The organism is Dehalococcoidia bacterium (assembly GCA_035528575.1).
Taxonomy (GTDB): domain Bacteria; phylum Chloroflexota; class Dehalococcoidia; order E44-bin15; family E44-bin15; genus DATKYK01.
This window is the reverse complement of sequence record DATKYK010000021.1, coordinates 1-22493: the sequence shown is the minus strand read 5'-3', so window position 1 is coordinate 22493 and position 22493 is coordinate 1. Positions and strand designations below refer to the sequence as shown.

The 22493-nt window shown below is 52.9% G+C and carries 23 protein-coding genes and 1 tRNA gene; 15 read left to right on the top strand and 9 right to left on the bottom strand.

Translation table 11 applies throughout. The features are described from left to right. Positions 1–12 precede the first annotated feature (12 nt). The gene (locus VMX96_04570; GenBank protein HUU63178.1) at positions 13–171 is read right to left on the bottom strand and encodes an acyl-CoA dehydrogenase family protein; all 159 of its coding nucleotides are present in this window, start codon (positions 169–171) and stop codon (positions 13–15) included. A gap of 145 nt (positions 172–316) precedes the next feature. Here VMX96_04570 and VMX96_04565 point away from each other — a divergent pair, with 145 nt between their 5' ends. The 5 genes from VMX96_04565 to VMX96_04545 all read left to right on the top strand — a co-directional run bounded on the left by VMX96_04565 (position 317) and on the right by VMX96_04545 (position 5672). Beyond that, complete coding sequence (locus tag VMX96_04565) at positions 317–1225, top strand: SDR family oxidoreductase (protein HUU63177.1); 909 nt, start codon at positions 317–319, stop codon at positions 1223–1225. A gap of 123 nt (positions 1226–1348) precedes the next feature. Then, positions 1349–3523 (top strand): UvrD-helicase domain-containing protein, encoded by a 2175-nt coding sequence (locus VMX96_04560; protein HUU63176.1) that lies wholly within the window; start codon positions 1349–1351, stop codon positions 3521–3523. A 253-nt stretch (positions 3524–3776) separates the two neighbouring features. Next, positions 3777–4262, top strand: coding sequence for a MaoC family dehydratase N-terminal domain-containing protein (locus VMX96_04555; protein HUU63175.1), 486 nt, complete (start codon positions 3777–3779; stop codon positions 4260–4262). 13 nt (positions 4263–4275) lie between these two features. Then, positions 4276–4752, top strand: a complete 477-nt coding sequence (locus tag VMX96_04550; GenBank protein HUU63174.1) for a MaoC/PaaZ C-terminal domain-containing protein — start codon at positions 4276–4278, stop codon at positions 4750–4752. Positions 4753–4754: 2 nt separating this feature from the next. Beyond that, the gene (locus tag VMX96_04545) at positions 4755–5672 is read left to right on the top strand and encodes an SDR family NAD(P)-dependent oxidoreductase (protein ID HUU63173.1); all 918 of its coding nucleotides are present in this window, start codon (positions 4755–4757) and stop codon (positions 5670–5672) included. 32 nt (positions 5673–5704) lie between these two features. Here the strand turns inward: VMX96_04545 and VMX96_04540 are convergent, their stop codons facing one another. Genes VMX96_04540 through VMX96_04520 form a run of 5 tightly spaced genes read right to left on the bottom strand, consistent with a single transcriptional unit; the run spans position 5705 to position 10615 of the window. Next, the gene (locus VMX96_04540; GenBank protein HUU63172.1) at positions 5705–6265 is read right to left on the bottom strand and encodes a GNAT family N-acetyltransferase; all 561 of its coding nucleotides are present in this window, start codon (positions 6263–6265) and stop codon (positions 5705–5707) included. Positions 6266–6277: 12 nt separating this feature from the next. Then, on the bottom strand, positions 6278–7207 hold the full coding sequence (locus VMX96_04535) for a HEAT repeat domain-containing protein (protein ID HUU63171.1): 930 nt from the start codon (positions 7205–7207) through the stop codon (positions 6278–6280). Positions 7208–7220: 13 nt separating this feature from the next. Continuing rightward, on the bottom strand, positions 7221–8525 hold the full coding sequence (locus VMX96_04530) for a TldD/PmbA family protein (GenBank protein HUU63170.1): 1305 nt from the start codon (positions 8523–8525) through the stop codon (positions 7221–7223). 26 nt (positions 8526–8551) lie between these two features. Further along, positions 8552–9169, bottom strand: coding sequence for a hypothetical protein (locus VMX96_04525; protein ID HUU63169.1), 618 nt, complete (start codon positions 9167–9169; stop codon positions 8552–8554). 42 nt (positions 9170–9211) lie between these two features. Then, positions 9212–10615 carry a TldD/PmbA family protein gene (locus VMX96_04520; GenBank protein ID HUU63168.1) on the bottom strand — a complete coding sequence of 468 codons (1404 nt, stop codon included), beginning with the start codon at positions 10613–10615 and terminating at the stop codon, positions 9212–9214. A 548-nt stretch (positions 10616–11163) separates the two neighbouring features. Between VMX96_04520 and VMX96_04515 the strand changes: the two genes are divergently transcribed. From VMX96_04515 to VMX96_04490, 6 genes are all read left to right on the top strand, one after another. Next, on the top strand, positions 11164–12873 hold the full coding sequence (locus VMX96_04515) for a cation:proton antiporter (GenBank protein HUU63167.1): 1710 nt from the start codon (positions 11164–11166) through the stop codon (positions 12871–12873). Positions 12874–12891: 18 nt separating this feature from the next. Further along, a complete protein-coding gene (locus tag VMX96_04510; protein ID HUU63166.1) occupies positions 12892–13503 on the top strand; it encodes a histidine phosphatase family protein in 612 nt (203 codons plus the stop codon). Beyond that, the gene (gene nth, locus VMX96_04505) at positions 13500–14150 is read left to right on the top strand and encodes an endonuclease III (GenBank protein ID HUU63165.1); all 651 of its coding nucleotides are present in this window, start codon (positions 13500–13502) and stop codon (positions 14148–14150) included. Before VMX96_04510 ends, nth begins: the two co-directional genes overlap by 4 nt. Next, positions 14131–14547 carry a metallopeptidase family protein gene (locus VMX96_04500; protein HUU63164.1) on the top strand — a complete coding sequence of 139 codons (417 nt, stop codon included), beginning with the start codon at positions 14131–14133 and terminating at the stop codon, positions 14545–14547. Before nth ends, VMX96_04500 begins: the two co-directional genes overlap by 20 nt. Next, a complete protein-coding gene (argC, locus tag VMX96_04495) occupies positions 14547–15560 on the top strand; it encodes an N-acetyl-gamma-glutamyl-phosphate reductase (protein ID HUU63163.1) in 1014 nt (337 codons plus the stop codon). Before VMX96_04500 ends, argC begins: the two co-directional genes overlap by 1 nt. A gap of 42 nt (positions 15561–15602) precedes the next feature. Then, positions 15603–15678 (top strand) — tRNA-Glu (locus VMX96_04490). A 5-nt stretch (positions 15679–15683) separates the two neighbouring features. On the opposite strand, the gene VMX96_04485 is transcribed toward VMX96_04490, so the two are convergent. Then, positions 15684–15929: a hypothetical protein gene (locus tag VMX96_04485; protein HUU63162.1), complete on the bottom strand. Its 246-nt coding sequence runs from the start codon at positions 15927–15929 to the stop codon at positions 15684–15686. A gap of 383 nt (positions 15930–16312) precedes the next feature. Between VMX96_04485 and VMX96_04480 the strand changes: the two genes are divergently transcribed. Together VMX96_04480 and VMX96_04475 are read left to right on the top strand one after the other, a co-directional pair. Next, on the top strand, positions 16313–16780 hold the full coding sequence (locus tag VMX96_04480; GenBank protein HUU63161.1) for a hypothetical protein: 468 nt from the start codon (positions 16313–16315) through the stop codon (positions 16778–16780). A 63-nt stretch (positions 16781–16843) separates the two neighbouring features. Next, positions 16844–17215: a toll/interleukin-1 receptor domain-containing protein gene (locus VMX96_04475; protein HUU63160.1), complete on the top strand. Its 372-nt coding sequence runs from the start codon at positions 16844–16846 to the stop codon at positions 17213–17215. A 351-nt stretch (positions 17216–17566) separates the two neighbouring features. Here the strand turns inward: VMX96_04475 and VMX96_04470 are convergent, their stop codons facing one another. Together VMX96_04470 and VMX96_04465 are read right to left on the bottom strand one after the other, a co-directional pair. Then, positions 17567–17728 (bottom strand): hypothetical protein, encoded by a 162-nt coding sequence (locus tag VMX96_04470; protein ID HUU63159.1) that lies wholly within the window; start codon positions 17726–17728, stop codon positions 17567–17569. Between the two features lie 420 nt (positions 17729–18148). After that, positions 18149–19492, bottom strand: a complete 1344-nt coding sequence (locus VMX96_04465; protein ID HUU63158.1) for a hypothetical protein — start codon at positions 19490–19492, stop codon at positions 18149–18151. A 1196-nt stretch (positions 19493–20688) separates the two neighbouring features. Between VMX96_04465 and VMX96_04460 the strand changes: the two genes are divergently transcribed. Then, positions 20689–22119, top strand: a complete 1431-nt coding sequence (locus VMX96_04460) for a CFI-box-CTERM domain-containing protein (GenBank protein ID HUU63157.1) — start codon at positions 20689–20691, stop codon at positions 22117–22119. A gap of 184 nt (positions 22120–22303) precedes the next feature. Beyond that, the coding region (locus VMX96_04455; protein ID HUU63156.1) for a hypothetical protein at positions 22304–22493 on the top strand (190 nt) is incomplete at its 3' end.

The following is a 22493-nucleotide window of genomic DNA, read 5'->3' as shown; positions in this document are numbered from 1 at the left end:
AGCGTCTCCAGGCTACAGGCGACCCACCTGTGCCCCTCCCAGCCACTGTTGCATCATCTTATTATCCCGCCAGTGTTTTTCCACGTCGGCATCCCTGGTATAGCCGTAGGAGCCCATCATCTCCATCGCCCTATTAGCCACCATAATACTCACATCGGCAGCATAGACCATGTTATGACAACCACAATAGGCGAACGGTGACGTGTCGTGAATGTACTGGACACCGCACAACAGGGCTTTGACCAGTCGACAATAGATATGTTATAGTAAATGTAAATAGGTCGATATATAAAAAGAAGGAGGTTAATCAAAGAAGATGGGCATACTGGATGGCAAGGTTGCAGTTGTAACAGGTGCAGGAAGAGGTTTGGGAAGGTCACATGCCCTGGCACTCGCCGCGGAAGGTGCGAAGGTAGTAGTTAACGACCTCGGAGGCGAGGCGGATGGCACCGGAGAATCCAAGAGCCCGGCAGGCCAGGTAGTAAAGGAGATTAAGGATGCAGGCGGGGAAGCGGTAGTTAACTACAATAGCGTAACTGACTACCAAGCAGCCAAAGAGATTATAGATACCGCCATCAACTCCTTCGGCAAGCTGGACATCCTGGTCAACAACGCCGGTTTCCTCAGGGACAGGATGGTCTTCAAGATGGCCGAAGAGGAGTGGGACAGCGTTATCGCCGTCCACCTCAAGGGAACATTCAACTGCGGTAGATGGGCCTGTCTCTATTTCTATGAGCAGAGCAAGGCAGGGAACCCGATAAACGGGCGAATAATAAACACCGTCTCCCACGCCGGCCTCGGCGGGAATGCAAGTCAGGGTAATTATGGGGCGGCCAAAGGCGGCATTGCATCCCTGACTATGGTATGGGGCAGGGAGATGGGCAAATACAACGTTACCTCCAATGCCGTTGCCCCCATGGCCAGGAGCAGAATGACGTTGGGGGCACCCATGACGGCCCAAATGATGGGGGAGAAGCCACCAGAGGATGGCTCTTTCGATACGTTCGCACCGGAGAACCTCTCCCCTCTCGTGGCCTATCTCGCCAGTGATGCGGCGCAAGATATAACCGGCCGTGTTTTCACCATGTTTGGGGGCAAACTCCAGGTGTTTATACCCTGGACCCCGGGAAACGCAATCGATATAGGCAGAAGGTGGACGGTTAAGGATCTGGATAAGAGGATACGCGAGCTTGGAGACCTCTCCATGCCTCCGTTCCCTATGTAAAAAACAGCAAAGGGTCCACCGACAGTAGAGCGGGGTGGCCAGTAATCCCGAAGCCACAGAGATTGCCTTTTATCTCCATTGTTCATACTTCACGTATGTGGAGAGGAAGGCTGTGCCCTTTTTATGACCGACCTGCAATGCTATAATCTAAGCGTGGATGTTCTTGAAGGCCTAAACCCGGCGCAGCGGGAAGCGGTAGAATCTACCGAGGGGCCCCTACTCATTCTCGCTGGCCCCGGCAGTGGCAAGACCAGGGTTATTGCCCATCGGATCGCCTACCTGGTCAAGGTCTGGGGAATCAAACCCCATCATATCCTGGCAGTTACCTTCACCAATAAAGCGGCCAGGGAGATGAAGGAGCGTATCTATCACCTCCTGGGTAGCACGGTGGAGGACCTTACCCTGGGCACCTTTCATGCTATCTGCGCTCGCATCCTGAGGCAGGAAGGAACGCACATCGGGCTGGAGCCGAGGTTTGTCATCTACGATGATGACGATCAGATCAGACTCATCAAGCGAAGCCTCCAGGACCTGGACATCGACCCCAAGCGCTCTCCCCCGAGACCATTCCTCTCTGCCATATCCTCAGCCAAGAGCCGCCTCATAGCGCCACAGGATTATGTAAAGCATAGCTATTTCGATGAAGTGGTGGGGCGGGTTTACCAGCACTACCAGGAACTCCTTGACGAGAGCAAGGCGCTGGACTTCGATGACCTCCTGATGAAGGCGGTCATCCTCTTTCGCCAATGCCCCGAGGTGCTCTCCAAATATCAGCAGCGCTACCATCACGTCCTGGTCGACGAATTCCAGGATACCAATATCGTCCAGTATATGCTGGCCAGGCAAATGGCAGGGAAATACCGCAATATTTGTGTGGTGGGAGATCCGGACCAATCGATATACTCCTGGCGTTTTGCCGACATGAGAAACATCCTCAGCTTCGAGAGCGATTACCCAGATGCCAAGGTAGTATATCTGGAGCAGAACTACCGCTCCACCAAGACCATCCTCGAGGTGGCGGAGGGTGTGATATCCGCCAATCGCCAGCGAAAGGAGAAGGGACTGTGGACAGAGAATGAGGTCGGCGTGCCGCTCACCGTCGCCGAGGCATATAATGAGCAGGAGGAGGCCCAGTTCGTGGTGGGTGAGGTGGATAGCCTGCTTGGCCAGGGTTTATTCAAGCCCGGCGACTGCGCAGTGATGTATCGCACCAATGCCCAGTCGCGGGCTATTGAGGAGTCCTTTATCCGCTATGGAATGCCCTATAAACTGGTGGGCGGAACCCGCTTCTATGAGCGGCGCGAGATTAAGGATGTCATCGCCTACCTAAGGCTGATCCACAACCCCTATGATAGCGTTAGCCTGGCGCGGGTCATTAATGTGCCGCCAAGGGGGATTGGCTCCCGCACTATCGAGGAGCTGGAGCGGTGGGCTAAAGGTCGCTCGCTACCGGTCTATACCGCCCTTCAGATGATCGCTGATGCGGAGGAAAAAACCCACTTTAACCCCAGGACCAGCCGGGTGCTCACCGACTTCCTCACAATTCTTAACCAGCTGATCTCGGCAAGTGGAGAGCTTAACATCGTCGAGCTTTACGACCTTATGCTGGAGCGCTCCGGATATAAAGAATATATACTGGAGTGGGAAGATGGTGAGGACAGATGGGAGAATATCCTGGAGCTGCGCACCGTAGCAAACGACTACCGCCATCTGGCACCCGAGGATAGCCTCTCCTCCTTTCTTGAGAGTGCGGCTTTGGTCTCCGACGTCGATAGCTATGATGAGAAGGTAGATGCGGTGACGCTGATTACCCTGCATGCCGCAAAGGGCCTGGAGTTTCCGGTGGTTTTCATCGTGGGCATGGAGGAAGGACTACTTCCCCATCGAAAATCCTACGATGACCGGGATCAGATGGAGGAGGAGCGCCGCTTATGCTATGTGGGGGTCACTCGGGCCAAGCAAAGGCTCTATCTGGTGCGCGCCTTCCGCCGCAGCTCCATGGGGAGCACATCGGTAAATATCCCCTCACGCTTCCTCTCAGACATCCCCCCCCATCTGGCGATGCCACCGGGTGATGCCGGAGAAAGCAAGGTGCAGCCTACTGCTACGCCCTCCCCTGCGTCTTCTCCCAAGCCTCCCCTTGGTGCCGGTGACCACGTACGCCATACCAAGTTCGGCGACGGGATCGTGGTGAACTGCAACCCCGCCGGGGAAGATCAGGAGGTCACCGTGGCATTTAAGGGTGATGCCGGGCTGAAGCGGCTGCTATTAAGCTATGCCCCCTTGGAGAAGGTTTAACGTGATAGCAATTATGTCAGTGTCAGGGGAACGCACGGAGGCTTGACAATAGTAACCGTGCTGATGTAGACTTTTCCTGGTTGGCGTTCGTAGTTTGCTGTTATTTTGCTCTGGGATAAATGCTTGGGAGTTCAGAAATGAAAGGGGTTAATCCCACAAGCCCCTTTAATAAAGCAGGAGAGCCGGGCATGGCGTTATAGTCGCCCCGCCTGGCTTTATTATATGCAACTAAATATAGAAGGAGGGAAGTGAATTGACCGAAGGCCCGTTGATTTCCGAGAAGATTACGTCCTTGTTAGGGCAGGTATCGCCACCTGCCGTTCTGAAGGTGGAGGCCGGGGCAATAGCACGATACGCCGATGCGATCGACGACCCAAATCCCCTATATCGAAATGTAGAGTATGCCAAAAAAAGCAGCTACGGGGATATTATATCGCCCCCCGGATTTTTCGGCTGGCCAACCCAAGGAGGTGGACTGGAGACTGGTGCGGTTATGTCCAAGGTATTGGGCGCTGTGTTTGAGAGTGGCATGATGCGTATCCTTGATGGTGGCGTGGAGCTCGATTTCTACATTCCGATACGTGCCGGCGATACCCTTGTTGTCTATGGACAATTCGTCGACGCTCGTGAGAGGACAGGGAAGTCGGGGAAGATGCTATTCCTTACGATGGAGCAGACCTATCTGAACCAGAATGGCGATAAGGTGGCCAAGTCAAGGGCCACATTAATTTGCAGCTAAATAGGAGGAAACAATGGCAAAAAAACAGCTCTATTATGAAGATGTTGAGGCAGGCAGTGAGGTAACCCCGCTCGCCAAGGTTGCTACGAGCCAGATGCTGGTTAAGTGGGCCGGTGCCTCGGGGGATTTCAACCCCCTCCATTACGAGGATAGCTTTGCTACCTCTATGATGGTCGGTAGTCCCATCGTCCACGGCGCACTGAAGCGTGCCTGGTTAGGACATTTAATGACCGATTGGATAGGGGACGAAGGCACCCTTAAGAAGCTCTCCTGCCAGTACCGGGCCATGGACTACCCGCGGAAAATGAAGACCATGACCGAGCCCCATGAGGGGGATACGTGGTGGTGTAAAGGCACTGTTACCGGCAAGCGGGTGGAGGATGGTGAGAATATCGTGGAGTGCAACATCTGGGTAGAGAACGCGAAAGGTGAGAAGACCACCCCGGGCAGTGCCGTGGTGGTTCTCCCCTCTAAGAAGCGAGGAAGTTGATAATGGGAGATAGACTGAAGGGAAAGGTTGCTCTGGTAACCGGCGCCGGTCGGGGACTGGGGCGATGCCATGCCCTGGCCCTCGCCGCTGAGGGAGCTAAGGTGGTAATAAACGATCTCGGTGGCGCGTTGGATGGCAGCGGGGCGGACAAGACACCCGCCGATGAGGTGGCTTCCGAGATCAAGGGGATGGGAGGCGATGCGGTATCCAACTATGAGAATGTGGTTAGCTTCGAAGGTGCAGAGAGGATGGTTAAGTGCGCCCTCGACAATTTCGGCCGGCTGGACATCCTGATCAATAATGCCGGCGTGCTGCGGGACCGCATGGTTTTTAACATGTCGGAAGGGGAATGGGACTCCGTAATAAAGGTTCACCTCTATGGTCACTTCAATTGCGCCAGGCAGGCCAGTGCGGTATTCCGCAAGCAGCGAAGCGGGCGAATTGTAAATACCTCCTCCGATGCAGGGCTGGGCAATATGGGACAGGCCAACTACAGCGCTGCCAAAGAGGGGATTGTTGGCCTCACACGGACATTGGCCCGGGACCTGGGAAGATACGGCATCACCTGCAATGCCATTCGTCCCATGGCCGGCACAAGGATGACACTGACGCCAGAGCTGAAGTCGGCGTGGGGCAAGACTATGGGAATAAGTGGTACCGACCTGGATAACTTCATGAAGACGATATTTACGCCGCCGGAGTTCGTCTCCCCCTTCGTTGTATTCCTCTGCACCGATGAGGCGGCGAATATAAATGGCCGCACCTTCTCGGTCAAGGGAGGAGAGGTGCACCTCTTCTCTGAGCCTCAGTGTATCCGGTCTATCTACAAGAAGGGGATATGGACCGTGGACGAGCTTTGTGAGCTCGTGCCCAACTCTGTGGCTGCGGGACTGGAGAACCCATCACCAGCTAAGACATAAGAGGTTTGCAAATCCCGAGGAAGCAGGGAGGGCTATCCTTCCTGCTTCTCTTTTACGGTTTGATCGACCCTGAGCGAGGCATGATGCTGCCAGGAGCTACGATATATCTCCATAGTAACAAAGTTATTGTGGTACCTCCTCCGCCGATTACTGCGAACAAAGCCACATTTCTCAAAGCAGCGCTGTGCCCTGATATTCCATTCCAGGGTGTTCAAGTAGACACGCTCGAGCCTCGTAGTGCTGAAAATATGATCGAGGAGGGTAATGACCACGTCGTTGCCATGACCCTGATCCCAGTATTCGCGGTCGCCTATCATGATCCCCAATTCCGCCCCCCCCTTACCCTCGTCGATATTGTAGTACATACAGTTGCCGATATGCCTACCGTCCAGGGTTTCAATAGCGAAGCGGCGGCGACGCCGGCCCGGGTGGGCCAGCTCGTCGGCGTAGCTAGCTAAGAAATGGGTGAAGGGTATCCTAAGGGTCGGGGCCGCATCGAGACGGGCGAGCTCATCATCGCTCCGCCATGTATAGTCACTATTGGCATCCTCCAGCCTCTTCTCCCTGAGCACCACCTTGCGACCCTTTAGCATGCCAAACTCCAACTACATAATTCTGAAGGAGAAGGGATCCTTACCGACTTCCAACTCCTCCAGGGTATCGTCTGCAGCACCGCGGATGTGCTCATCGGGGTGATTCAGGCACTCGCGGAGTGTCGCCTCTGCCTCGCTGCCGCCGATTTTCCCCAGCGCAGCTATGGCGGCAAGTTGTACCTGGTTATCAGGGTCATGTATGAGCCGCATCAGTTGAGGCACCGCCTCCTCGTCCCCCAGATCCCCACAGGCACCCGCCGCTTCAAAGCGCATCTCAGAATCAGGGTTTTCCATCTCCTTCAGCAGGGTGGGGAGCCAGGCGGGATCGCTGTTCGTTCCCATAGCATTAATAGCGCTGACCTGCATTCTTTCATCACCGCCCTGGTAGGCATCCCGAATGATCCTAGTTACTTTAGGCCGGTTGAGGGGTGCTATTGCCTCTACGGCCCGACGCCTCACCTCAAGCTTTTCCCCATGGTCTTCTATTACTGCTACCAGTGCCTCCTCCACCTTAGCCCCATCATCCGGGCGCAATTTCCCCAGCTCGGCAAGCATCGCAAACTTGCCCAGTGCCTGGGCGGCAGCAGCACGAACCGATTCCCCGCCATCCTCCCTAAGCATGGTAATAAAGGGTACGATAAGGGAGTGATTCTCATACTCCCACAGTCCTTCGATGGCTCTCACCCGAACTATCTCGTCGGGGTCGCGAAGACAGGCATAGAAGATGTCATCGAAGTTAAGAAAAGGGTCATCCTCGGCAAGCTCCACAAGCTGACCTGCGATCCGCCTCCGCTTCTCAAAACCCATCTTACCCCATACCTCGAGAAACAGTAGCATCTCCTGCTGAGATACCGTTGACAGTTTGGCTAGCTTTGAGGAAACCAGGGGTTTGCTCTCATCGCCTATCTCGGCAAGGGTCTTTGCAAATAAATCCAGAGACAAGGATACCTCCTCGTTATCCCTTGCTGGCCACTGCCAGGCCGGGTATATAGAGGGGCGGGGCGCTGAGCGCACCACCCACCCATCTCGCTTCGCTACCGATAGAAACGAGCCCCTTCAAGGCTTCGTAGATATTTCCCGATACCATGGTATCCTTCACCCGCCCCACCATCTCCCCGTTCTCCACCTTGTATCCCAGGAGGACGTTGCCACTGAACTCGCCCCCCAGAACGTTCCCCTGCCCCGCCCCAATGAGATGCTCGATAACCAGCCCCTCTTTCATATCTTGAACCATATCTTTAAATGGGGTATCCCCAGCCTCAATTACCAGGGCACTCACCGATGGTGTGGGCATGCCCCCCCCAGCCCTGCTACCGCTGCCGGTACTCCTGGCACCGGCGATGGCCGCAGTCTGCAGGTCATAAAGGAAGTTTGCTACCACTCCCCTTTCGATGAGTGCTGTCCTCCGGCTGGGCACCCCTTCATCATCGCAAGGGCGGCTGGCTGGGCGATAGTTCAGGGTGGCATCGTCATATAAAGAGAACCTTTCATCGAAGATCAGCTCTCCCTGTTTTCCTCCCAGTGGTGAGGCCCCCTCCAGCACCATCTTACCGTTAACCGCAAGCGCCAGTGGGGTAAGCAAAGCGCTTGCTACCCCTTTAGGGGTAAAAATCACCGGAAATTCCCCTGTTGCTATCGAGGCAGATCGCCCCGCCAGCTCCAGTTGCTCCATCGTAGCGTTAGCTATCTCCTGAAATTCCCTTATCGGGTGGCAGGAGCTGTCGCTCTCACCGACGAATAGCATATCCGTATCCCGAATAAGCGTCCCTTCGATGCCGATGGCGAAGTAGCTCCTGCGGTAGCTGGCCTCGCCACCGCGTGAGTTCAGGATACTGACCGTGGCCACGCTCCTGGTCACCCCGGCCTCGCAGACCAAATCCGGGGTATGGCCAAGTATTATGTCAAGCAGCAAGTTGCCCATTTCGACCATATCCTCTATAGCTACAGATTCCACATCGCCGTCGTAGACCTCGATTTGGGGGTAGGACTGCGCCGGGGGAAGGGCGAACTTCGCCTCGGCGCCGAACCGGGCGGTCTCCACCGCCATGTTCACCAGCGCTTGAGGGTCATCCAGCCTGGTGGTGGCGGCAAAACCGATCTTTCCGTCCTTGACGATTCGCAGACAGACGGAAGTCGATTCCGCGGTCTCCAGCATCTTGAGGCGATTGGCTTCGAAGCCGACCGGCGTCTCCTTCGAAGAGACGACGAAGACCTCGGCCTCCTCAGCCACCTTCTTCGCTAGTTTAAGGATGTTTTCCAAAATCCACTCCACCAAAAATTTACTGTTTACATTTGTGCCGAGATACACTTTAAAATTTCGGGGGTACTCATCTTGTCTCGGACTGCCATCCTATAATATTTCTCTATAAAACTATCCCATTGCTTGTGAGCACTCTTAACATCAGCATGTCCTTTGAATCGTTCCGACATGAATTTAACGACATGCTCATGGGTAAGCTGAAGAACATTTTCTGGCAAATGCGGCGATTCTTGATTACCGAAGCAGGCCAGTCTTATAATCCAGCCCTCACTTTCACACACCTGTTTCCTGTACAAATCGTCGGCCACCCCAGATACTTCCGATTCAGGAACCATACCCAACCACCTCAACACATAGTGCATGTTCTCCTGCTGTTTATTTGTCCAAGGCCCGTTCAGACGACACTTTCCGCTCTTGACTTCAGCTATAATGAAGTCAATCTTTCCATGTTGACATACTAGTTTGCTGTCCACTTCCATCTCCCTCCCTGCAACTTCTTTTGAGTGTGGAAACCTAACGGCAAGGATATCCGCATCGGTTCTCTCAGACCCTCGAATGTCAGGGTGGAGCACGAAATTGGGAGTCGTCAAATAGCCGTTCAACCGCAAATACCATACTGCTAGCTGTTCGAATTTATTAGCCATAGGCCACCTCTTCACACCACTTTGTCCTACCAATTACTATCCTCATCTTCCTCCCACCAGGCACTTCTGAATCCTTATGTGGGGGCTGCCGTTGGAGACGGGGAGCGGGGACTGCGCCCCCTTGCCACAGCCACCTCCCTGGTTCATCTCCAGGTCATTTCCTATGGCATCTATGTTCCCAAGGGTGGTGAACACATTGCCGCTTAGCACCACAGGTCGGAGTAGCTCCTCAACCCTACCATTACGGATCATGTACGCCTCGCCTGCGGAGAAGGTGAACATCTCCATCGAGGTCATACCACCATACCAGTTCTTCACATAGACCCCCTCCTTGATATCGGCTATCATCTCCTCGAAGGAGACGCCCTGTGGCTCGATGAAGGTATTGGTCATGCGAACAATCGGGGGATGTCGATAATCCAGCGCTCTGGCGTTCCCGGTGGGCTTTTCTCCCATCTTGGCTGCGGTCTCTCGCGAGTGAAGCCTCCCCACCAGCACCCCTTCCTTAATTAGATGGCTCCTGGTGGCGGGCACGCCCTCATCGTCATATTTGTAGCTACCTCGAAGCCCGGGTACAGCAGCGCCATCGACGATGTTGAGGTGCTCCCCCCCGAACCTCCTCCCCAAGACCATAACATCCTTCATGCGGTCGTTTTCATAGACGAAATCTGATTCGGAGAGGTGGCCGAAGGCCTCATGGACGAAAACACCGGCAATGACCGGGTCCAAGACCACGGTATACTCCCCTCCCTTAACCCGGGGCGCGGAGAGAAGCGCTACGGCGCGCTGTGCCACCTCCCCTACCTCCTGATGAAGTACCTCCACAACGCCGAAGTCGCCGCTTGAGCCCACGCTGAGCACCACCTGCTGTATATCGCCATCCTCCCTGGCAATCACCATCAGGCGCAAGCTGAGGTCCACCTTTGTCTGCTCGATATAGCTGCCCTCTGAGTTGGCGAAAACCACCGTTTTCTTGCTATCCCCATAGGCGATCACGGAGGTCTGGATCTTGGGGGTGGCCCAGATTAACTTGTTATACTCATCGAGGAGACGATTCTTCCGTGCCAAAGAGACGGTGGCGGGGTCCCTTTTAATGCGGGGTGCCACCGTGTCCACCACCGGCTCCACCGGGCTAAGCCTGTTCTCCTCCCCTTTTTCGAACTCCCGTGCCCTCACCTTCCCCACCAACCCCGCCTGCTTCACCGCCAGCATCACCTTATCCCGCAGTCCGCCTATCTCGTTGAAGCTGACAAAGCCCCACCCTCCGCTAACCAGGGCACGTGCATTCCCGCCGAGGCTGGTGCTGCGGCCAATATCCTCCAGCTCCCTCCCCCGGTAACGGATACGGCTCGCCTCCCGCTCCTCGATGCGAACCTCAATGTAATCGGCATCCTGCCCCTCGAGGGCGCTTACGATCTGTCCTTGTATCTCATCGCTCGCTACCACTTTATAACCTCAATCTGTATATAGAGTCGGCTTTCCCGCCAATTCTAATGCACCTGTCAGCTCCGCTTTCATGGTGAGCAGGCTTAGTTTACCGAGGGAGCAGGTCTATTGTCAATGATTGAGTGACGCCTGGTGTCGTGAGTTTCCCTTCACTTCATCACCCTGTGATGCCTTGCGATAAACTAACCCCTCGGGGACAAGTGGAGGAGAAAACATCTCTGCTACACCATAGGTTTTACCACGCAGTAGATATAAAGGGGAGTCCACCGAGGCCGACAGGTCGGCCGACACTGCATCCTAGATCGGGGGCAGGGGATTTATTTATGGGCAGGTTGGAGCACCCGCCCCAACCTGCCGCTCCCCCCTTTGACGGGTGTCTCTCCGATCTATCGGAGCAGTGCGCCATCTCAGGTCAGGTGACTGGGAAAAGGTGAGACTACCTCATTTCAATCGCAATTATATCAATAATAGGCTTGCGGCGACGTATCACTATGTCCTGTACACCGCACAACACTGTCCTGCCATTAAATCCTGTGTTAGAATAGCTTATCACTCTGTCCTTAAGAAGGGGGAGGGTAAATCTGGATCTTATCGCCCTAGTCATAGTTCTGGTCGTCGCCTTTATCGGGGGGATGATTGCCCGCCGCCTCGGCTTGCCGGTCATCCTGGGCTATCTTATCGGTGGCATCGCTGTCGGTCCCTATGGTTTTGGTCTGGTCGGTGAAGTTGAGCAGATTAGGACCCTGGCGGAGATCGGGGTTGTCCTTCTGCTTTTCACCCTGGGTCTTGAGTTCTCCCTGAAAACGCTGAGGCGCACGGGGCGGGTTGCCATCATTGGTGGCATGGTTCAGATCCTGGCCACCACGGCTCTAGGGTTAGTGGTAGGCCTATTGCTTCACTGGCCGATTACGGAGGCTGTATTTTTTGGCTTTTTCATCGCCCTTTCCAGCACCATGATAGTGCTCAAGCTCCTCATGGAGCGGGGCGAGCTGGACACCGCTCACGGTCGCGTCATGATCGGCATCCTGCTGGTGCAGGACCTGGCAGTTGTGCCGATGATGGTGGTGCTGCCTGTCATCGGGGAGCCGGGTTGGGCAGCCGCATTAGGCATAGCAGCGCTTAAGGCTGTGCTTTTCCTGGGAACAATGCTTGTCCTGGGGCTGTGGGTCCTGCCCAGGGTTATGAGGCGGGTGGCCGGGCTGCGCTCTAGGGAGCTTTTCCTGCTGGCCATATTCGGCCTGTGCCTGGCGGTGGCTTTTGCCAGTGATTACTTCGGGATATCGCTGGCGTTGGGCGCCTTCGTCGCCGGGCTACTAATAAGTGAGTCCGATTATGCTCATCAGGCCCTCGCCGAGGTCATCCCCCTGCGCGACATCTTTGCCACCCTCTTCTTTGTCTCCCTGGGCATGCTCATCGACCCCCGCTTCCTGGTGGATAATCTGGGGGCGGTCAGTGTGGTGGTGATCGCAATCATCGGTGGTAAGTTCATCATCTGCTCCCTCATCCCCTGGCTCTTCGGCTACACTGCCAAGACCATGCTCTATGTCGGCGCCGGGATGTTTCAGATCGGGGAGTTCAGCTTCGTGCTGGCCGCTGCCGCCCTGGGCGAGGGGGTTATGTCCAAATACCTGTACGACTTGACCTTGACCAGCGCGGTCATTACCATATTACTAACGCCTTTCGCCGTGGGCGGGGTATCGATTCTCTACAGGAGACTCAGCCAGGGGGAAAGGTTCGCCAAGGTTCTGGCCGGTCGCGCAGATCCCCACTTCAGCCGTGGTCTTAATCTAAGCAGACACGTGGTTATCTGCGGGCACGGTCAGGTGGGACAAAATCTAGGCATGGTTCTGGAGAGAAGGGGCTTTTCCTATCTGGTGATCGATAATGACCCGCGGGCCATCGATGCCCTGCGCGCCAGGGAGGTGCCCTACCTCTACGGTGATGCGAGCAACCCGGAGATACTCTCCCGGGCTGTTCTGGATAAAGCAAAGGTGCTGGTGATCACCTTCCATGACCCCATAGCTACAGAGCTGACGGTGAGGAACGCCCTGGGCATAAACCCCAAGCTGGATGTGGTGGCCAGGGTCCATTTCGATGATGAGGCGAAGACGCTTCGCACCATGGGCGTTGCCGAGCTGGTGCGCCCCGAGTTTGAAGCTGGTCTGGAGATGGTGCGCCACACCCTGCATCGCTTCGGCCTAACCGGAACTGAGATTCAGTATATTATTAGCGCCCTCAGGGAGGAGGGGCTAATCTAAACCCAATAGGAGGCTGATTTGGCTCGTTTTATTCTAATCAGGCATGGGCAGACCGAGTGGAACCAAAAAGAGAGGTTCAGGGGGTGGGTAGACATCGATCTGGATGAAACCGGGATAAGGCAGGCGGAGGCAGCAGCGCCACGGATCGCCCGGTGGGAGGTAGCAGCTATCTACTCCAGCCCACTGAGGCGAGCGATGGCCACTGCCGAGATTATCGCCCACCCGCTCGGCATCCCGGTGGTTCCGCTCGAGGGTATTATTGATATGAACTTCGGAGTCTGGCAGGGGCTTTCCATCGATGAGGTAAAGCAAAACTACCCCGCTCTCTTCAAGCTCTGGCGCTATAGCCCACAGATACTTGAGATTCCCCAGGGAGATAGCCTGGAGGATGTCAGGAAGAGGTCGGCCGCTACCATCGATGACCTGGCAGCCCGGCACAAGGACGCGACGGTTGTCCTGGTGACTCACCGGGTGGTCTGCAAGGTGCTCCTCTGCCATCTCCTTGGCCTTGACAATTCCCATTTCTGGCAGATAGAGCAGGATACCGCGGCGATCAACCTTTTTGAAATGAGTGAGGGCAATGCGACCGTCACCTTGCTAAACGATACCTGCCACCTGAGGGCGCTATGACCATCGATGAGATCATCCACCTGCTGGGGCAGGAGTATGGCATTCCCCAGTGGAAACGGAGAAGCGATCCGCTCTCCGAGCTAGTTATGGCTGTCCTCTCGCAAAACACCTCGGATGTTAACTCACACCGGGCCTTCAGTAGCCTCATTTCTGCCTTCGGAAGTTGGGATAGGGTAGCGGGGGCGCAGAGCGATGAGATCGCTGCGGCTATCTCATGCGGCGGGCTGAGCCGGATTAAGGCACCGCGGATAAAGGCGATCCTCGAGGGAATCCTCGATGGTTCCGGATCTCCGGACCTGGGGTTCCTTAGCACGCTCCCGCTCCACAAAGCCAGGGCATGGCTTCAAGCGCTGCCCGGGGTAGGACCCAAAACGGCAAGCTGCGTGCTGCTGTTCTCGATGGGAAGGCCGGCGCTCCCCGTGGATACCCATGTTTATCGGGTATCCAGGCGCCTGGGGCTTATCGGCAGAGGGGTGTCGCCGGCGCGGGCGCACGAGCTACTGGAGGGACTGGTGCCTGCTGAGGCAATCTATCAATTTCATCTCAACATGCTGGCTCACGGCAGGAGGGTATGTCAGGCACAGCGCCCCCGGTGTCATGAGTGCGTGCTAAGGGGAGGGTGTTCCCATGGAAAGGGAGCGATTTGAGCAACTGGTAGCTGAAGCCATCGAAGGCTTGCCGCCGGAGTTCATGGAGAGGCTGGAGAACATCGCCGTAGTGGTCCAGTACTGGCCAACACGTAATCAGCTAGGCAGCGTCGGGCGCACGCGTCGGGGGGAGCTCCTGGGCCTCTATGAAGGCATACCACTGACCCAACAGGGAAAAAGGCATGCTATGGTGGCACCGGATAAGATAACCATTTTTCAGAAGCCCATCGAAATGACATACCGCTCCGACAGAGGAATAGTGCGCGGGGTTGCAGAGACGGTGCGTCACGAGATAGCACATCACTTCGGCATCAGCGATGAAAGGCTGAGCGATATAGCACGACAAAAGAGGAGAGCAAGGAGAAATCAGCCTGGTTTGAGGGAGGTAGAACAGTAATGACGGTGAAAGTAGGCATTATCAACGTAACAGGCTATGTGGGCATGGAGCTTGCAAGGCTCCTTCACCACCATCCCCGTGTTGAACTAGCCTCGATTACGGGGAGAAGCGCCGTGGGGCAGAGGATTGGTGTGGTATTGCCTCACCTAGCCGACATCGATATGGTGATCGAGCCTGAGCTGGGGGAGGTGACTCTGGTCTTCTCCGCACTGCCGCATAGGATGAGCGCTGAGGCCGTGGCGGAGGCGCTCGGGCGGGGCATCAAGGTGATCGATATAAGCGCCGACTTCAGGCTCAAGGAGGCCGAGGGTTACCAGAAATGGTATGACTTTGCCCACCCCGCACCGCAGCTTCTCGGCGAGGCGGTCTACGGACTGGTGGAGCTAAATCGCCAACGGATAACATCAAGCCGACTGGTAGCCAACCCCGGCTGCTACCCCACCAGCGCAATACTGGCCCTGGCCCCTGCGGTTAGGGAGGGGCTGATCGAGCCGGACATCGTAATCGATGCCAAGTCCGGTGTCTCCGGAGCAGGGAGAACGCTGAGCATGGGAACCCATTTCGCCGAGGTGAACGAGAATGTCTCAGCCTATGCCCTCGAGGGGCATCGCCATCTGCCCGAGATTACCCAGGAGCTTGGCGGACTAAACCCGGCGCTTGCCCTCTCGGTGACCTTCGTGCCCCATCTCGTACCGATGAGCCGGGGCATCCTCACCACCTGCTATGCCAGGCTTAAGGCAGGAAAGCAGAATGTACAGGAGATTTACCGGGAGTTCTACCTTGGCGAACCCTTTGTCAGGGTGGTTGACATACCGCCCCAGACCAAGCAAACCCTGGGCACAAACCTGTGTCTGATCTACCCCACCATTGATCCTAGAACGGAGCGGCTCATCGTCGTTAGCTGCATCGACAACCTGGTAAAGGGCGGGGCCGGTCAGGCAGTACAGAGCATGAACCTCATGCTTGGCTTAGACGAAAAGATGTCGCTTGAGCGATCTGCTGTCTACCCATAGGCAAGCTATCCACCTCTGTGCTAAAATATGGAGGATTAAAAAGCCCCCATCGTCTAGTGGCCTAGGACGTCAGCCTTTCAAGCTGGAAACAGGGATTCGAGTTCCCTTGGGGGCACCACACTATCATTTCACGGACAGATTTTCCCCTGCTACCTGCATAGGTTTCCATCTCATCAGCCAGCTATAGGGAGGCTTTACCTCGATATCAACGATACGCTGACGATCCACCACAAACTTAACGAACACATTCTGGAGGATTCCTCTTCGACCTTCCTCGTCCTCTGACCTACCCCCAGAAATGGTACCACTTACAGAGTTAGACTTTCTGGCTTTAAGGTGCTCCCCAATCCCCCCGAATTCTTCCGTCATTTTGACAGCAATCTCCTATTCTGCATTCTAAAAACCCTAAAATAACACCCCAATTTTTTTCAATAATATTTTACCCTTAGCAATGTACTTAAAATGCATTTCTGCAGAATTTTAATGCAAGTTAACTTAAGGCCTGTTAGAGAGTTAGCATTATGGGATTAATTCACTTGCTTAACAACCAATAGTCTGATCCCTATTAATCTGTAGTTGCGCTACAATGAGCTTCTTGTTGGCTCTATTGTAGGACGTCATTATCAGCAGGAATGAGTTATGCTCATTTGAAAAGTGGTATAATCACGAGGCGATGTTAGAACTACGGTAGCATGATCAATCAGTCGAGACCAATGTAGTATTAACGCAGAAACCATAATCTAGAGGAAGGTATGGAGACGAATTTACCCAGAATAATATCGGACCTTACGTTCGGATATAATATCCGTTCACTGCACGATATTGAGAAGAGGCCACCGCTAAGTATAGAATATTGTGCACAATTTCAAAATGCCAATGGTGATTTTTCTGAGGTTCGTGAACTATCTGATATATTTTCAATTGATTGGGAGGGATTATCAATTGAGATACGTGAAAAAATAGAGCCTCTAGAAAAAGTAATTTCAGCGCACATTCCTATATATGAGATCCCTGTAACTGGTGGTGTTCCTCTTAAAGTTCAGGCTATCATTACGGGAATTTTCTGCAACTACACCACAATGCCACCTACAAACATACCTAATCAACTTATCGCAACGTACTTCTTCAAAACCCAACCAAAGTATACTGATCAATTTAACTTAGAGTGGGATTCGTTATCTCGATCCCAGCAGCTCGTTGCAAGTAATATTACTTCTTGAATGAAGCAGCAAGCATGGGAACATCTCACAAATAATGTAAGGGAAATTAGCGGCCAGCCCCCAATGGTAAGTGGAGCGCATCAAGTTTTCATTTCTTATAAACAAAAGACCAAGTCAGAGAAGATTGCAGAGACAATTGCCGAGAGATTGTCTCAACAGGGTATAAGAGTATGGTTTGATAAGTGGAAGATTAACGCGGGAGATTCTATCACCGGCAAGATCGGAGAAGGATTCGAGCATAGCGATGCTTGCCTTATATTTCTGAGTCAGGGATTCAGTAGCTCGAACTGGTGCACTAAGGAAATGAATGTTGCACTCACCGAAGCAATAAACGGGCGTCTTACAGTTATCCCCAGTTTGATAGAGACCTGTAGCGTACCGGAGCTTCTCAAAGATTTGAAACGAGTAGATTTCATTGAACCCACAGCAATCTAATTTGAGCAAAAGCTGACAGAGATTATTGATGCTATTTACAAAGTAGACTTAAATCCGTATAGATGAAGTGAAGGGAACCCTTGAAACTGGACACATTGAATTAAGAATATTTGGCAGGATCTTCGGTCATCTATTGGTTACTTTTTACTAAACAAACCTATTGCTTGTTCATGCAGCTATTACGGCGACTTCTTAAGGATAAATCCCTGCCAATGTGAGTGGCAATGTAACGAGAAGCCATATTGTTTGATCAGACAATATGGCTAATGTTTAAGTCTATAAATAAAAAGGGGAAGCATTTATGCTTCCCCTTTATCGCTTCGAAGTTATCCAGTCGATATGATTCAGAAGCTAGCTCTCAATAAGCCTATTATGGGAATTAGAAACCACTGCCATCATGAATACCAAGACCTGCATTCGGGGCAGGTCCAGTCCCTGACCCAACGTCGCCATCAAAGCCACTGCCATTAGAACTACAATCGCCAGATTCCGGAGCAGGTTCCATATATCCATTATCACCGGCTAAAACGGTACCTGCCAGAGCAACTACCAGAATGGCTGTTATTACCGCTAATCCTAATACTTTAAATAATCTCTGCAATACTTTACCTCCAATTATTTTATTTGACTTATTATCGCATTAAACGAAGAAATAGTCAAGTTGTTAAAAAATATTATTGGGCTACATTAAGTTAGCTTCTTTGTTCAATCATGTTCGTCAAATGATACTACATCGGGATGTATATCCTCACCTTGACCTGCCCCCCAAAAATTGGTCCAAGTAAAATGTTAGACTTGGATCGATTTGGAAAGGGGGTTTTATATGACCAGAAGGGCGTTTACGCCGGAGCAGATCATCAACAAGCTACAGGAAGCCAAGGTTCATTTAAGCCAGGCGGATTTGGAATGCATGTTAACCTATTCGAACACGCGTCACTTGGGGGCAGCAGAATACTCCAATTCTTTCCTCCAACCTTCTAAAAGGCTCCTGAACGGAATAATAGTATGGGTTACCGGCATATCTGCCAATAAGGAATCTAGAATCTTAATCGCATCCTGTCTGCTTTTGACATGACTCTTTGCGGATTCTATAGCAGGAGACCATTTCTCTCTCAATTCATCAGCCTTCTCTAACATATAATTATTAAATTCCTCTTGGCTTAAATCACCCTCAAATAATGCACCTATTAATCCTTCAATATCCCCATCTATCCCGTAAATAGTGCTCTCAACATCCTGCCTATCATCAATCGACTCTGGAACTTCAAAGGTTGTATACGGGGGCACAGAGGGATCAATTTCCTGAGACCTCCGCGCGGCCCTCTGGCCCAGAGATACGAAGCTTGCTTTCAACAGCGCCAAATAATCCGCGATAATCCTGGACCTCTCCACTTTTTGAGGTTCTTCTGCGGACTTCAGAACCTCCTCAGCCTGCGCCTTAGCTCTTTCCTCGGCATCCTTTCGTAATAAAAACTCTATTTCTTCTCTTGTCAGCGGCGGATGAGCAGCAACATCTTCAGCCTTTGGCTGATATCTAACTGGTTCTCGGCCCGGTAACTTGGCCATCCATCTATCACCCCAGGTTACAAAAAGGTCAACCGGCCCGCTTCCCCTCGCACTGGTCCTTGTATCCAGATTAGAGAAAGGCGTCACATCTTCCAGAGCATAAAAAACGGGGATATCCGCTTCTCCCGGCGCCCCGGTTCTAGAATTACAGCTTGTTACTAACAGCTTACGCAATACAAGGCCATACCTCTTCGCAATTACCCCTGCCAGATAATTGACTAATTCCGCCACCAGCACACCCTCAATAGAATGAATATTGCTGTTAGCATCACCGTGGCCCGTCAACATTGGCCCTCTGTATGGTTGTCCTACTCCTATCAATCTTAATCCGTTTAATTCCGACATCCTGTAGATATCGGATATACCATACCTTGCATAACGTTCACCGCCTGCTAATTCATACGGTACTTCGTATTCTTCTCGTGTAAGTAAAAGGGCTTTCGGTTTACCTACATTAAGTATTACTACACCCAGAGGCAAGAACCCGTCGTCAACCATTATCATCTTAGAATCGGTAGCTATTACAAAAATAGTCAGGTTCTTATATGGAATAGTAGTTAAGAATCTTGTATTAGGAGGAAGACTACGTTCAACTACTTCTTTAAGAAAGACTATTTCCTTGCTAGTCTTAAATTCAAAAGGGGCTTGTGGCTTTTCCTCAGCTTCATCTGTTGAAGCCGCAGAGGTATTTGAGATTTTCCTTGTAGTCATGTTTGCCCGGACCTGTCTCAAACAATTGTACCACTTCGCCAACTTTCGAACACGCGTCACTTGGGGGCACCACCCCTTCCTTGAGCTCCTCAGAACCGGTAGGCGCTTTTTACTGGCCGGCACAGTTAGTCTTCAACCCAACATCAATCTATAAGAGACCGCTGAAAAAGAGGTGCCCCGATTTTATCGGGGCCGGGGGTCTGGGGGTGTCCCCCAGCTTTAAAAAAAGTCCCCCAAGATTGGGGGATTAGGGGGTTGATTGAGACTATTTCAGCAGTCTCTATAAAACTTCAAGCTATCACTAAAGCTGCCAGAGCGCATATATCGCTAAACCATTTCAAGTGAGGAGAGGTCCATCTGGGTGCTAACGCCCCCGCGACATGGTATAATGGCAAAACACTGATCCCAATACGACATGAAGCACGAATCCAAGTACCTCGCCGACAAGAGACGCAAGGAGCGCAAGTCTATCGCTGGCAAACGCCGCCAAAGACGGCGAGACAAAAGGACAAGAAAGACCACCACCAGCCACTCACTTTAACGGCCATTTAGCTTGTCACGATAGCGGCAGCTTGTAGAACTCCAGGCTGTCGCTAAAGCTTAAAGAGCTGGCATATTGCTGCCCCGATATTGAATCCAGCTAACCCATACCCGCGTACCTGACAGCCCGCACGGTGGTATTGACCTGTGTCAAACCCTCCCTACAAAAAACCACAATTTTGTAAGGGTTTCCCCACAATAAAAAATACATACTTTCCCCACAAAAAATACAGACTTTTTCTACAGACAAATGGCGAATGTTATGTTACCCTAAATGTGAGCCTTTCGCCAGGCGCTTCCTGCAAGTAGCCACAATCACATACGGGCAAGACTGAGGATTCACATAAAAAAGAATATCGGATAAGGAAGTATGGCGATTTATGGTTTTGCCCAAAAATAAGCCTTCAAGCGGGGTGTCAAAGCCTATCGCTGGAGGTTTTTTTGTCGCCGCACAACCTAGTATTAACCCCGACCAGGGCGTCAGGTCAGCCTATTTCTGGGAGGACTATGTTGGAAAGATTAATTTATATTAGGATAATATATGTTGACAGGCTGTATACATAGTGCTATAAACCAAATTGAGAGTCCCGCACGAAATATATACTCCCGGGGGGTTAATACCGTTTCAATTTGAAACCAAAAAGTAGGGTGAAGAAATGAAAGCAATGATAGTGTATTTGATGTTAGCTTTAATGCTGGTAGCACTTGTGGCCGCTCCGCTTCTGATCATCGGCATAACACAGGCTACGCAGACCACCATCGTCTTCCAGGATGATTTCGGCACTATTTTCGTGAACACCGTGCCGGGTTGGACTGATAGCGATGGGAGTGGGTTGGACTGTGCCATTAGGCCCCTTGGTCTTGCGGGCGATAAGTACCTCCAGCTGCGCAGCGGTGCGAATGCCACGAAGTCGGGCATCGACACAACAGGCCTGGTGAACATCCACCTGGAGTACGACTGGGGCCAGGATACCGACAACGATGGCAGTGACGACGGCGACCTAGTTGTGCAGTGGAAGCTGTCTGCTGCCGGCAGCTGGACCACCGTCAATACACACGACCTTACTAGCGACACTGAGACTTGGCCGGCAACGTCTGTGGATGTAGCCCTTGGCAGCACTGCGGAAGATACCAGCATTGATATCCGTTTCTGGGGGGACACCGATGAAGATTTTGACAGCACACGGGTGGACAATGTCGTCGTCAGCGGCGACCCGACCCCTACACCTACGCCTACCCCTACGCCTACGCCGACACCTACACCCACTCCTACACCAACCCCTACCCCTACTCCTACACCGACGCCTACTCCTACGCCTACGCCGACACCTACACCCACTCCCACTCCTACACCAACCCCTACCCCGACTCCTACACCGACGCCTACTCCTACGCCTACGCCGACACCTACACCCACTCCTACACCAACCCCTACCCCGACCCCAACACCTACACCTACTCCCACTCCCACTCCCACTCCCACTCCTACGCCAACGCCGACCTCAACACCCAGCCCAGACCTCGTGGTCCGTTCCATGTCACAGGAATGGGTCGAGGAAGGTTCGACCTACAATGTTACCTTCAGTGTGTGCAACGAAGGCACGGCCTCTGCAGGTGCGAGTGTTGCTGGGGTCTACATCGACGGCTCCTGGCAGCAAGACCAAGCCATTGGCGCACTGGATGCAGGTGAGTGCACGGACCCGATGAAATCTGGCCCGTTCACGCTTTCAGACAAATCCGACAGTATTGAGGTTCGTGCCGATAAGGATGACGCTGTTGATGAGTCAAACGAGGACAACAACTCCGAGCAGGACACATTCCCTGCTGCTGGAGGGGGCTGCTTCATCGCCACCGCTGCCTACGGCACATCGACCGCTGCGGAAATCGATGTGTTACGTGCGTTCAGGGATGAGGTGCTGCTACAAAATAGCCTTGGCTCTCAACTGGTGGAGTGGTACTACCAGACCAGCCCTCCGGTGGCCGATTTTATATCAGAGAATGCTGTGTTAAGGACCTTGGTGAGGGAGCTCGTGGTTGACCCGGTTGCTTCGTTAGTGGAAGCCACGAAGTGTCTCTGGCAAAAATAGGGCAGCTTCACCACGGCAGATGAGGGGCAAGTGAGAGTCTTTTCCAGTGAGGGAAAAGAGATGACCGGTAAATTAAAAAGAAGACAGCGCTGTATTTTTATGTATTTTGAAGGGTATGGGATAGGAGGATATTCGTATAAGGTGCGGTTAAAATCATGAGTCACATTGATATAGGGGTCGTGTCGTGAAAGCCAGGATCTATCCGTTCACTATTATCGTCTTTGCCATGGCGTTGGTTCTGATGAGCCTGCCATTGGCCATCGATCCCGCTGAAGTACGTGCCAGCAGCTTTCACTTCACCGTGACGGCCGACATGCGCGGCATCCACACGGCCTTCGGGAAACTATGCGACTCGATTAACAGCGAGGTCGGTG